General features: G+C 71.2%; 10 protein-coding genes. 4 read left to right on the top strand and 6 right to left on the bottom strand.

Annotated features, from left to right (window positions below; translation table 11 throughout):
• On the top strand, positions 1-1,372 hold a 1,372-nt coding region (locus FGD71_RS20850; RefSeq protein ID WP_240436693.1), incomplete at its 5' end, for an outer membrane protein assembly factor BamB family protein.
• A 105-nt stretch (positions 1,373-1,477) separates the two neighbouring features.
• On the opposite strand, the gene FGD71_RS20855 is transcribed toward FGD71_RS20850, so the two are convergent.
• From FGD71_RS20855 to FGD71_RS20870, 4 genes are all read right to left on the bottom strand, one after another.
• Positions 1,478-2,188, bottom strand: coding sequence for a hypothetical protein (locus FGD71_RS20855; RefSeq protein WP_119102002.1), 711 nt, complete (start codon positions 2,186-2,188; stop codon positions 1,478-1,480).
• 94 nt (positions 2,189-2,282) lie between these two features.
• Positions 2,283-3,059, bottom strand: coding sequence for an enoyl-CoA hydratase/isomerase family protein (locus tag FGD71_RS20860; protein ID WP_119102003.1), 777 nt, complete (start codon positions 3,057-3,059; stop codon positions 2,283-2,285).
• Positions 3,056-3,556 carry a Zn-ribbon domain-containing OB-fold protein gene (locus FGD71_RS20865; protein WP_119102004.1) on the bottom strand — a complete coding sequence of 167 codons (501 nt, stop codon included), beginning with the start codon at positions 3,554-3,556 and terminating at the stop codon, positions 3,056-3,058. Before FGD71_RS20865 ends, FGD71_RS20860 begins: the two co-directional genes overlap by 4 nt.
• Positions 3,557-3,565: 9 nt before the next feature.
• Entirely contained in the window at positions 3,566-4,723 is a 1,158-nt protein-coding gene (locus FGD71_RS20870; protein ID WP_119102005.1) for a lipid-transfer protein, read from the bottom strand.
• Between the two features lie 140 nt (positions 4,724-4,863).
• Here FGD71_RS20870 and FGD71_RS20875 point away from each other — a divergent pair, with 140 nt between their 5' ends.
• The gene (locus FGD71_RS20875) at positions 4,864-6,480 is read left to right on the top strand and encodes a FadD3 family acyl-CoA ligase (RefSeq protein WP_119102006.1); all 1,617 of its coding nucleotides are present in this window, start codon (positions 4,864-4,866) and stop codon (positions 6,478-6,480) included.
• A 137-nt stretch (positions 6,481-6,617) separates the two neighbouring features.
• On the opposite strand, the gene FGD71_RS20880 is transcribed toward FGD71_RS20875, so the two are convergent.
• Both FGD71_RS20880 and afsR read right to left on the bottom strand, forming a co-directional pair.
• A complete protein-coding gene (locus FGD71_RS20880; RefSeq protein WP_119102007.1) occupies positions 6,618-6,836 on the bottom strand; it encodes a hypothetical protein in 219 nt (72 codons plus the stop codon).
• Positions 6,837-7,080: 244 nt separating this feature from the next.
• Positions 7,081-10,059 carry an SARP-family global regulator AfsR gene (afsR, locus tag FGD71_RS20885; RefSeq protein WP_119102008.1) on the bottom strand — a complete coding sequence of 993 codons (2,979 nt, stop codon included), beginning with the start codon at positions 10,057-10,059 and terminating at the stop codon, positions 7,081-7,083.
• A gap of 211 nt (positions 10,060-10,270) precedes the next feature.
• On the opposite strand from afsR, the gene FGD71_RS20890 reads away from it, so the two are divergent.
• Both FGD71_RS20890 and FGD71_RS20895 read left to right on the top strand, forming a co-directional pair.
• Positions 10,271-11,503 carry an amidohydrolase family protein gene (locus FGD71_RS20890; RefSeq protein ID WP_119102046.1) on the top strand — a complete coding sequence of 411 codons (1,233 nt, stop codon included), beginning with the start codon at positions 10,271-10,273 and terminating at the stop codon, positions 11,501-11,503.
• Positions 11,504-11,532: 29 nt separating this feature from the next.
• A complete protein-coding gene (locus tag FGD71_RS20895; RefSeq protein ID WP_119102047.1) occupies positions 11,533-12,435 on the top strand; it encodes a TIGR03619 family F420-dependent LLM class oxidoreductase in 903 nt (300 codons plus the stop codon).
• The last annotated feature ends 111 nt before the right edge of the window (positions 12,436-12,546 follow it).

Genomic DNA, 12,546 nt, shown 5'->3' on the forward strand with positions numbered 1-12,546 from the left:
CGCCGTCGCGGGCACCGGCCGGCACAGCGGTGCGCCCGACACCGGGCCGGTGCGGCTGGCCGGTGTCCAGGTGCCCATCGGGCCCGGCCCGCGCGTCGCCGACGCCCGGGCCGCCGCCGTGAAGGCACCTCCTCCCGAGGCGGGGCTCGCCGCCTCCTGGTCCCGGCCACGTCCCGGTGTCAACGGCGCCGACCCCGCCGTGTCCGCGCCCGCGCCCGTGGCCGCTCCCGAACCCGATGCCGGCGCGTCCTGGCGGCCGTGGCGCTTCCGCATGTCGAACGATGTGTGGGGCACGCCCGCCGTCGCCGGCGACCTCGTCTACGTCACCTCCTTCGAGGTCCACGCCCTGGACGTGGCCACCGGCCGGCGCCGCTTCAAGACGCGGGACGTCGCCTGGTCGATGGCCGTCGCGGACGGCCGTATCCACGCCTCCGACGGACCCACCCTCTTCGCCCTGGACGCCCGCGAGGGCACTGACCTGTGGCGGCTGGCGACCGACGCCTGGGTGTACTCGCTCAAGGCCGACCACGGCACCGTCGTCACCGGCACCCGCGGCGGCGGCGTACAGGCCTGGGAGGCCTCGGGCGGTCAGAAGCTGTGGGAGATCACCGGAGCCCAGACCGACTTCGAGTCGCCCGAGGCCGGACCGGTCGTCCAGGACGGCACGGTGTACGTGTGGCAGGACGCCCGCCTGCGCGCCCTCGAAGCGCGCACGGGCGAGGAGCGTTGGTCGTACCCCATCGGCGACGCGGCCTCCTGCGGCGGCGTCCCGGTCCGCCTCACCCAGGCCGACGACGGATATGTGTACGTGTCCGCCGGCACCCGTGTCCTCGCCATCGACATCGCCGGCGGGCACGTCCGCTGGCACTTCGAGGCGCCCGCGGTGTTCCTCAGCCCGCCCACGTTCGCGCCCGGCCCGGCGGTCACGGGCGGCGGGGTCTACCTCGCCGACTACCTCGGCACGGTGTACGCCCTCGACGCCACCGACGGCCGCGACCGCTGGCGCATCGCCACGGAGTCCCGCGCCTCGATCGACCCGGTCCTCGTCTCGGCCGGGCACGTCCACGTGGGCAGCGGCAAGGGCCTCTACACACTGGACGCGGTCACCGGCACCCCGAAGTGGCGCTTCCAGGCGGGCGGCGAGATCGTGGGCGCGCCCGCGGTCGCCGACGGCCGCATCCACTTCGGCTCCTCGGACCACCTCCTCTACACCCTGAAGGCCGACGACGGCCGCCTGCGCTGGAAGCTCGCCACCGGGGGCGAGATCACCGGGGCGCCGGTCGTCAAGGACGGGGTCGTGTACGCCTGTAGCAAGGACCGGTGCGTGTACGCGCTGGACGCGGAGAAGGGGACGGGGACGGCGCGCACGTAACCGCACCCGGCACGGCGCCAGGGCCACGGGCCACGGGCCACGGGCTACGGCGCACTGGGCACGGCGCACGGGCTACTGGGGCACCACGGGGTGGGCGGCCGGGCCTCAGCCGCGGTCCGGCGGCGGTCGCGGCCACGTCTGCGTCGGAGCGTCCTCGTCCGGGCCGCCGGTCGGGCCGTCGGGCTCCCGGCGCGGCAGGCCGGGAGGGCCAGGCGGGCCAGGCGGGCCGGTCGGACCTTCGTCGTCGGTCGTCGGAGCCGTCGGCTCCCCGGCCTCTCGGGGCTCTCGGGGCTCCTCCGGCTCATGGAGCTCAGAGGACTCATAGGGCTCATAGGACTCAGGGTGCTCCACAGGAGTGAGATACCCCCTGCGTCCCTTGACGTGTTTGCCGCGCCCGCCGCGCCCGCGCATGAACACGGCCCCGAGCAGCAGCAGCACCCCGCCTCCGAAGGCGAGCGCCGTTCCCACGCCCAGTCCGTTCGCCTGCTCTCCCGAGATGGTGAAGCTGCCCTCGACCAGCCCGATCCGGACCATCCACAAAATGGTGAAGCCGAGGACGATCAGGCCCGCCAGGACCACCAGCACCCGCAACCGCAGCACCAGCCCGATCAGCGTGATCAGCGCCGCCACCACGAACGGCAGGAAGAGGGAAGCGAACAGCTCGGCGCTGACGGTCGTGATTCCGGTCCCGGTGAACAGATCCTCGAGGCGGTAGTACTGACCGTCCCGGCCGTTGTACCAGGCCTGGAAGGGGCTCCATACGGCGGCCGCCGCTCCGATGAGAGCGAGTACCTGCCCGAGTACGTTGCGGACCATACGCGGACCTCCGTTTTTCCCGGCTCCCGCTCCAGACGCTACGCCGGGCGGACGGCCCCCGCCATGCGACGGTTACTGTCCGTGACTCACGGGCTCACCGGACCCGGAAGTCGGAACGGCGCGTACGGAAGAGTTCCGCTTGCCGCTCGCCCGGCAGATTGCCGAGCGAGACGAGCTGCGGCGCGTACGTGAGCGCATGGGCGCGCGCCGCCTCCTTCGCCGCCCAGAGGGCTCGTACCGTGCCCTGGACGGCCTCGGGCGGATGGGACGCGATGACGGCGGCCGCTTCCCGGGCAGCGTCCAGCGCCCCGCCGGGCGCGGTGAGCTCGGACACGAGCCCGATCTCGTACGCCCGTCGCGCCGAGATCCGTTCGGCCGATCCCATCAAGGCCATCCGCGCGACCTCCCCGAACGGCATCCGCTGCGCCATGTAGACCGATTCGTACGCGCTGACCATGCCGTACGTCGTATGCGGATCGAAGAAGGCGGCCGTTTCGTCGGCGACGACGAACTCGCTCTCGCCCAGCAGATAGAAGGCCCCGCCACAGGCCATCCCGTGCACGGCGGCGATGACGGGCTTCCACAGGTCGTTCGCCTTGGGCCCGATCGTGTCGAGCGGATCGTCCACCATGTACGGCGAGTTGGGCTGCCGCACCTCGACGCTCCGGTCGAGCCCCGTGCAGAAAGCCCGCTCGCCGGCGCCCGTGAGGACGACCGCGCGGATGGCGTCGTCGTACCTGAACTCCCGCCAGGCGGCGGTCAGTTCACAGGCCATGTCGAGGTCGATCGCGTTGAGCTTCGCGGGCCGGTCGAGGGTGAGCACGGCGACGCCGGTGTCCTTGTCGGTGGTGATACGCAGGGAGGAGGTCATGGCCGCTCCAGTACCCACTGCGGCAGCGGCCCTGCGCCGCCTCCGTCGTCTGCGCCGTCTCCTCCGTCTTTGCCGTCCCTGCCGTGTCCGCCCTTTCCGCCCTGTCCGCCGTGTCCGAAGACCACCTGCACTTTGGCGCCGATCCGAATGCGCTCCGCCGGAACGGAGTTCAGCGGAGCGCCGGGACCGCTGACGAGATTCCCGACCAGCCGAATCCGGGGGGCCTCCGCCAGCTCGACCACGATGACGCCGTACGGGGCCTGTTCGGCGTAGTCGGGCAGGAGCGGCGGATGCGGGACGACGTACGACCAGATACGTCCCTTTCCGCTCATCCTCCGCCACTCGCTCTCGAAGGACTGGCAGTGGGGGCAGCAGGGGCGGGGCGGGAAGCGGAGCTCGCCGCAGTCCTGCCGGGCGCAGGCCTGGATGCGCAGTTCGCCCCGGGCGGCGTACTCCCAGAAGGGGGCGCCGTCGTCGTCCACGACCGGTGTCAGCATGTCGGCTCCTCAGCTCCTCAGGAGTAGGGCGGATGTCGGCACGCCCTCGCCCGCCGTGACCAGGCAGGTCGCGGCGTCAGGGACCTGCGCGGTGCTGGTTCCGCGCAACTGCTTCACGCCCTCGTTGATGAGGTTGAAGCCATGGACGTACGCCTCGGAGAGCCCGCCTCCGCTGGTGTTGACCGGGAGCCGTCCGCCGATTTCGAGGGCGCCGCCTTCGGTGAAGGCCCCGCCCTCGCCCCTCCCGCAGAAGCCGTACCCCTCCAGGGAGAGCGGGATGAGTGCGGTGAAGGCGTCGTATATCTGGGCGACGTCCACGTCGCCCGGCGCGAAGTCGGCGTGTTTCCACAGGTGGCGGGCGGCGGTCCAGGCCGGGCCGGTGAGCGGGTCGTCGTTCCAGTAGTTGACCATGCCGTGGTGCTGGGCGGGCAGGCCCTGGCCGGCGGAGTGGACGTACACGGGTCGGCGTCGGCAGTCGCGGGCCCGTTCCTTCGACACGATCACGCAGGCCAACGCCCCGTCCGTCTCCAGGCAGTTGTCGAAGAGGCAGAGGGGTTCGCTGATCCAGCGGGAGGTCATGTACATCTCGCGGGTGAGCGGGCGCTCGTACATGATCGCGGCGGGGTTCTGGTTGGCCCGGTTCCGGCAGGCGAGGGCGACGTTGAACAAGTGATCCCGGGTGGCGCCGTACTCGTGCATGTAGCGGCGGGTGAGCATGGCGATCTCGTCGGCGGGGCGGAGGAGCCCGAAGGGGCGGGTCCACTGGGCCGGGGTGGGCAGTTGGACGGTGGTGTTCTTCCACGGCCGTGGGCCGGAGCCCCGTTTCCGCGACCGCCAGGCGACACCGACCGTGGCCTGCCCGGTGGCGATGGCGGTGGCGAGATGGGCGACGGTGGCGCAGGAACCGCCGCCGCCGTACCCCACTTTGCTGAAGAAGGTGAGATCGCCGGCGCCGATGGACTTGGCCAGCTCGACCTCGTCCGTCTCCTCCATGGTGTAGGAGGCGAGAGCGTCGACTTCGCTCGGGGCGATCCCGGCGTCGTCGAGCGCGGCGAGAACGGCACGGCAGGCCAACGTCTTCTCGGACTCCGGGAGTTGTTTGGCGAAGGCGGTCTGACCGATCCCGACGACGGCCGTCGCGTCCTTGAGTCCCGCGAGTCCTGCCATGGGCACGCACCTCCGCTGCTGGAGTCCGCACTGCTGACAGTGCGTCAGGCTACAGCTAATCTGACGGTCAGTCAGCTAGTGGCGGGTAGTGACGGTGGTGGCGGCAGCGGTATGTGAGCCCATCGGAAGGGAGGCGCGCGATGCGCGAGGACTTGGTGCGCGGGGACTTGGAGTGGGGGAGCATCCCGGGGCTGGTCCGGTCGGCGGCCGAGCGGTACGGCGATACCGAGGCGGTCGTGGACGGGCGTACACGCGTCTCGTACGCGGATCTGGGCGCGCGCGTGGAGCGAGCCGCGGCGGCCTGCATCGCGAACGGTGTCCAGGCCGGCGACCGGGTCGCGATCTGGGCGCCGAACTCGCTGGACTGGATCGTCTCGGCGCTGGGCGCCGTGTCCGCCGGGGCGGTGCTCGTGCCGCTGAACACGCGTTTCAAGGGGACGGAGGCGGCGTACGTCCTGTCGCGCAGCCGAGCGCGGCTGCTCTTCGTGACCGGTACGTTCCTGGGGACGTCGTACGTGGCGTCCTTGCGGCGGGCCGCCGCGGAGGGGCCGGGCGCCGGGCCTCTGCCGGGCCTTCCCCATCTGGATCAGGTGGTGGTGCTGTCCGACGACGCGCCGCCGGACTTCCGCACCTGGAAGGACTTCCTGGCCGACGGAGACGCCGTCGCGGACGCGGTGGTGCGCAACCGCTGGGCGGCCCTGTCGCCGGGCTCCCCCTCGGACATCATCTTCACCTCGGGCACGACCGGCCGCCCCAAGGGCGCGGTGATCACGCACGCGCAGAGCCTGCGCGCGTACGCCGTCTGGTCCGACCTGGCGGGACTGCGCGAGGGCGACCGCTACCTGATCGTGAACCCCTTCTTCCACACCTTCGGCTACAAGGCGGGCGTGGTGGCCTGCCTGATGCGGGGCGCGACGATGATCCCGCAGCCGGTGTTCAACGTGGACACGGCGCTGGCGAACATAGCCTCGGAGCGCATCTCGGTCCTGCCCGGCCCACCGACGCTCCACCAGGCCCTCCTGGACCACCCGTCCCGTGACGCGTACGACCTCTCGGCGCTGCGGCTGGTGGTGACGGGCGCGGCCGTCGTCCCGCTCCAACTGGTGGAGCGGCTACGGACGGAACTCGGCGTGGGGACGGTACTGACCGCGTACGGCCTCTCGGAGGCCAGCGGCATCGTGACGATGTGCCGACGCGGGGACGACGCGTCGGTGATCGCGTCGACGTCCGGCCGGGCGATTTCGGGCACGGAGGTGAAGGTGGTTTCCGCGTCCGGGGGCACGGCCCCCTTCGGATCGCCGGGAGAGGTCCTGGTCCGCGGCTTCAACGTCATGCGGGAGTACTTCGAAGACCCCACCGAGACCGCGCGGGTCCTGACCCCGGACGGCTGGCTGCGCACGGGCGACGTCGGCGTCCTGGACGCCGCGGGCAACCTCCGTATCACCGACCGGATCAAGGACATGTTCATCGTCGGCGGCTTCAACGCGTACCCGGCGGAGATAGAGCAACTACTGCTCCTGCACCCGGGGGTGGCCGACGCGGCGGTGATCGGGGTGCCCGATCCCCGGCTGGGCGAGGTCGGGAAGGCGTTCGTGGTGCGGCGTCCCGGGGCGGTGACGACCGCCGACGACCTGATCGCCTGGTCCCGCCGCGAGATGGCGAACTACAAGGTGCCGAGGGCGGTGGAGTTCGTGGGCGAACTGCCGCGCAACGCGAGCGGGAAGGTGGTCAAGGGAGTGCTGCGGGGGCGGGTTTGAGCGCACGCCGGCGCGCCGATGACGTGCGTTTCGTTCGTCCGATCTCGATCGGGGCGTGACAAGCCTCGGCCGCGGCGGCTCCCCCTCCGCGCCGCCGCGGCCGATCCCCGTCGGGATGAAGGTCTTTACTTGGCGTCCTAGCCCTTCGCGGGCGGCGTGGGCATCGGGTTGTCCATCGTCCTGATGGTGTCGTCAGCGGGCGGCGTGGGCATCGGGTTGTCCAGCGTGCTGACGTCCGAGCCCTCCGCGGGCGGGGTGGGCATCGGGTTGTCCATCGCCTTGATGGTGTCCTTGGCCCCCTCGGGCATGGGATTGTCCTGCGGTGTGGCGTCGACGTCCGTGTTCTTCTCGCTCATACCTTCAGTTCCTCCGCTGTGGTGACGAGTCAGGAACGTCCGCCCGGAGACTCCCCCGAGGGCCGCCGGACGGACGTCTGGAGCCGCACACTAACCGGCTGGCTCCTGGTCAGACCGTCTGCCCCCCGACGCGACGGTGTGACAGGTAAGAGAGTGTCGGACGGCGATAAACGAATGCTGAACGTCCGCAAACGCCTGCTGAGAAGCCCGAGGCCCGAGGCCCCCGAGGCCCCACGCCCGTCGTTCATGCCGCGGCGGCAGGCGTGAGCAGAGCGCGTACCTCGTCGGCCTCCGGGGCGCCGTTCTCCTCGTACAGGTTGAGCGCCTCGCGCCAGCAGGCCCTGGCCCGGTCCACCTGTCCCAGTTCCGAGAGCGCGCGTCCCAGGAGCGTCAGGACACTGCCCCGCATCCGGTCACCGCCGATGCACCCCAGTGCGAGGGCCTGTTCGGTGTGCTGGGCCGCTTGTGCGGGGCGGCGGGCGGCCAGATGGACTTCGGCGATCCGGAAGTGGGTGGTTCCCTCCCAGAGCCGCTGCCGGTGGTCACTGAGAATGCACAGGGCGTCGGAGAAATGACTGAGAGCCTCGGCGTGACGGCCGGCCCTGGTCAGCGCGACCCCCACGGCGTAGTGGCTGTTGGCGAGGCGCACCGTCCGGCCGAACTCGGCGTGTGCCGCGACGCCGCGCCGCGCGATCTCGACCGCCTTCGTGACGTTGCCCATGCCCAGGTGGGCACGGGAGAGGTTGCACAGGCTGGTCGCTTCGAAGGGCCGGTTGCCGGCCGCCCGCAAGCCCTCTATGGCTTGGTCGAAGAAGACCTTGCCGTCCGCGTACCGGCCCTGGTGCAGGCAGATGAGCCCCCGGTTGTTGGCCACCCAGCTGATGGCGGTGGCATCCTGCGCGGAGCCCGCGAGTTCCATGGCCGACCGCGCCTGCTCCTCGGCCTGTTCGATCCGGCCGGAGACCAGGAGGACATCGGTGAGGACCGTCCGCGCCCTGCCTTCCGCCCGGACGTCGCCCGCGGCCCGCGTGGCGTCGCACATCGCCCTGGCCGTCGTCTCGTACTGGTACGAGTTGGCCCCCGACTCGGTCAGGTCCTTCGACGCCCAGAGCAGGTCCACCGCCCGGCGCAGCCTGTCCGTGCCGGTGGACTGCCGTACGCAGGCCAGCAGGGGAGCCGCCTCGGTGTACAGCCAGTCCAGGGCGGCGGCTCCCTCGGTGAATCGCAGACCCGCGTGCTCCGTCGGCTCCAGATGATCCACCAGCCGGTCTCCCGGCCGCTCCATCGCGTAGACCCTCGCGGCCGTGGCCAGGTAGAAGTCCAGCAACCGGGACATCGCCGCGTCCCGCTCGCCGGGCGGCTGCTCATCCCTCTCCGCACACGCACGCGCGTAGAGTCGGACCAGGTCGTGGTAGCGATAGCGACCCGGAGCCGCGGACTCCAGCAGCGAGGTGTCGACCAGCGACTCCAGCAAGTCCTCCGTGTCGTCCGGCGGAAGGTCCAGTACGGCCGCGGCCGCGGCGAGCGAGATGTCCGGTCCGTCGGCCAGCCCCAGCAACCGGAAGGCCCGGGCCTGCGCGGGCTCCAACTGCCCGTAGCCGAGCTCGAACGTCGCCTTGACCGCCAGATCGCCCGCCTGCAGCTCGTCGAGCCTGCGCCGCTCGTCCGCCAGCTTGGCCGCGAGCACCGAGACCGTCCACGTCCGCCGGGACGCGAGGCGGGATGCCGCGATGCGGATGGCGAGCGGCAGGAAACCGCACGCCGCGACCACGTCCAGCGCGGCCTTCCGCTCGGAGGCCACCCGTTCCTTGCCCACGATCTTCGTGAAGAGCTGGAGCGCCTCCTCGGGGGACATCACGTCCAGGTCGACCAGTTGTGCCCCCTCCAGGTCCACCATCCGTACGCGCGACGTCACCAGTGCCGCGCATCCCTCGGTGCCGGGCAGCAGCGGCCGTACCTGGGCCGCGTCGCGCGCGTTGTCCAGCAGCACCAGCACCTGCAGCCCGTCCAGGGTCGAGCGGTACAGCGCCGCCCGCTCCTCGAGCGAGTCGGGGATCGCCGAGTCCGCCGTGCCCAGGGCTCGGAGGAAGGAGCCCAGGACCGTCTCCGGCTCGGCCGCCCGCGCGCCCGCCCCCTGGAGGTCCACGTACAGCTGACCGTCGGGGAACGAGCCCCGCGCCTGGTGCGCCACGTGCACCGCCAGCGTCGTCTTTCCCACGCCTCCTATGCCGGCCAGCGCCGACACCGCCATCACCCGGCCCCCGGCCATGGACGTCGCCGACAGCACCTCACTCAGCTCGGCCACGAAAGACGCCCGCCCGGTGAAGTCCGGGACGGTCGCGGGAAGTTGCGCCGGCTTCACGGGGGCGGCCGCGGGCTCCGCGACCGGCGCCGACGGTTCCGCGAGCCCCGGGTCCGCCTGCAGGATCCGCTGCTGGAGCTCCGTCAGGCCGGGCCGCGGGTCGACCCCCAGCTCGTCCGCCAGCAGGCGCCGCGTGTCCGCGTACACGGCCAGCGCCTCCGCCTGCCGCCCGCTGCGGTACAGCGCGAGCATCAGCAGCTCCCGCAACCGCTCGCGCAGCGGATGAGCCGCCGTCAGGGCGGTGAGTTCCGAGATCGCCTCCGCGTGGCAGCCCTGTTCCAGGTCCATGTCGAGCCGGGACTCGACGAGTTGAAGCCGCCACTCGTCCAGCCGGGTCCGCTGGGTGTCCGCGTACGGCCCGGGGACGCTCGCCAGCACCTCCCCGTCCCACAGGCTCAGCACCTTGTTGATGAGCGCCCGCGCATGACAGAGATCCCCGGCGTTGCGCGCCTTCTCGGCGTCCGCAGCCAGTTCCTGGGCCAGGGCGAGATCGAGGGCACCGTCTTCGAGCGACCGGATCGCGTAGCCGCCCGATTCGCTGACCAGAACACCGGAGCCGAGGACCTTCCGCAGGCGCGAGGCGTACGTACGGACGGCGGCCAGTGCCTGCGACGGTGGCTCGTCGCCCCAGAGCGCGTCGATCAGTTCCGAGGCGGTGGCCGTACGGCCCTCGCGCAGGAGCAGGGCCGCGAGCAGAGCACGCTGCTGGGGAGAGCCGGTGGGCAGGCTCTCCGCCCCGCGCCAGGCGCGCACCGGTCCGAGCACGCTGAAGCGGAGCGGTGCCGATCTCTCGGAACCCCACTGCTCCGGTTCCCCCGGGTCCGGTACGCGCGGGTCTGGTACGCGCGGTACGCCGTCCATCGCTGCCCCCCTGCCCGACTGTCATGACAACCAGGCCAGTTTGCCTTGTTCACGGCGGATGCGTCAGCCGTGGGTAATGGTGATCACAGGCCGCCACGCCATGTTCCGGAACGCCTCACAAGGTCCACACACGGTCGGCGCAACCCGGAGACCGTCACTCAGGTAGCTGACGGACCGTCAGATCAGCGCTACCGTAAGCCGCATGGAGACCATGGAGACCTTCCCGAAGATCATCTCGGTGGACGACCACACGGTGGAGCCGCCCAACGTCTGGCGGGACCGGCTCCCGTCGAAATACCAGGACCGAGGGCCGAGGATCGTCCGCGCGCCGCTCAGGGAAATGTCTTTCCTGGGAGGCAAGTTCGCTCCTGTGATGGGCAACCCCGGAGACGACGGCCCCATCGGCGACTGGTGGGTCTACGAGGATCTGCACCGTCCCCTCACCCGCCTCGACACCGCCGTCGGCTACGACAGGGACGAGATCAAGCTCGAAGTGATCACGTACGAGCAGATGCGGCCGGGCTCGTACGACGTCCCGCAGCGCCTCGCCGACATGGACGTCAACCACGTCCAGTCCGCCGTCTGCTTCCCCACCTTCCCCCGCTTCTGCGGCCAGACCTTCACCGAGGCGAAGGACCGCGAACTGGCGCTGCTGGCCGTACGCGCCTACAACGACTGGATGGTGGAGGACTGGTGCGGCCCGCAGGCCCAAGGCCGCCTCATACCCCTGACCCTCATCCCGCTGTGGGACGCCGAACTGGCGGCGGCCGAGGTGCGGCGCAACGCCGCCCGCGGAGTACGGGCGGTCGCCTTCTCCGAGATACCTCCGCATCTCGGACTGCCCTCCGTCCACACGGACGACTGGGATCCGTTCCTCGCCGCCTGCGACGAGACCGGAACGGTCATCGCCATGCACATCGGGTCGAGCAGCCGGATGCCCTCCACCTCCGCGGACGCGCCGCCCGCCGTCGGCTCCACCATCACCTTCGCCAACTGCTGTTTCTCGATGGTGGACTGGCTGATGAGCGGCAAGTTCGAGCGCTTCCCGAACCTGAAGGTCATGTACGCGGAAGGGCAGATCGGCTGGATCCCCTACATCCTCGAGCGGGCGGACGTGGTGTGGGAGGAGAACCGCGGATGGGGCGGCGTCGCCGACAAGGTGCACCGCCCGCCGTCCGAACTCTTCGCCGACCATGTGTACGGCTGCTTCTTCGACGATGCCTTCGGCCTGCGCAACCTCGACTCCATCGGGGTCGGGAACGTGCTGTACGAGACCGACTACCCCCACTCCGACTCCACCTGGCCGAAGTCCCGCGAGGTCGGCGAGGCCCAGATGGGGCACCTGGACGCCGACGTGGTCGACCGGATCGTACGGCGCAACGCCATCGAGCTGCTGGGGCTGACGAAGGACGGTCGGTGGGCCGGACCGGGCGGTGCCCGGTGAGCCCGGGCGACAGGTCACTGCTGTACGGGATGCAGCTCCCGGTCCAGTCGCAGAGCACCCTCTACGCCGAGGGGTGGGAGGCGGCCGCCGGTCCGGACGACCTGATCGAGATCGCGCGCACCGCCGACCGCTCCGGCTTCGCGTACCTCGCGAGCTGCGACCACGTCGCCATCCCGCGCCGCCTCGCGGCCGCCATGAGCACCGTCTGGTACGACCCCGTGGCCACGCTCGCCTTCCTCGCCGCGGCCACCGAGCGCGTCCGGCTGCTCAGTCACGTCGCCGTCGTCGGGCTCCGCCACCCGCTCGTCACCGCCAAGCAGTACGCGACCCTCGACCACCTGTCGAGCGGCCGCCTGATCCTCGGGGTCGGCGCCGGACACGTACCGGAGGAGTTCGAGGTGCTCGGAGCCGACTTCGAGCGGCGCGGGTTCGTGCTCGACGAGACCATCGACGCGCTGCGTTCCGCCCTGGGGCGTGATGAATTCCCGGAGCACCACGGGAAGTTGTACGACTTCGAAGGGCTCGGGCAGCGGCCCCGGCCCGCGCAGGTGCGGGTTCCCGTCTGGGTCGGCGGCTCCTCGCCCGCCGCGGTGCGCCGGGCCGCGGTGAAAGGGGACGGCTGGCTGCCGCAGGGGGACCCGCGCGATCGGCTGCCGGAGCAGATCGCCCGGCTCAAGCGGCTGCGGGAGGAGGCGGGCATCGCCGAGCCCGCCGTCGTCGGCGCCATCACCGAGCCGCTGTACGTGGGGGATCCGGGGTGGGACGTGGGCCGCCGTACCCTCGCCGGCCGACCCGAAGCGCTCGCCGAGTCACTGCGCGCGTACCGGGCGATGGGGGTCCATCAGATCCAGGTCCGGTTCCGGTCCCGGAGCCGGAGCGAACTCACGGACCAGATGGCCGCGTTCGGCGCCGAAGTGGCCCCGCATCTTTAGGGTCGGACCGGCTCCAACTGGGCCTTTGGGAAACCTGTCAGACAGGGCTGACGAGATCTCGTTGAAACTTTGAACAGGGTGCGAGGTGGGTCACGTATGTACTGACGTCAT

The organism is Streptomyces sporangiiformans, assembly GCF_005768555.2.
Lineage (GTDB): Bacteria > Actinomycetota > Actinomycetes > Streptomycetales > Streptomycetaceae > Streptomyces > Streptomyces sporangiiformans.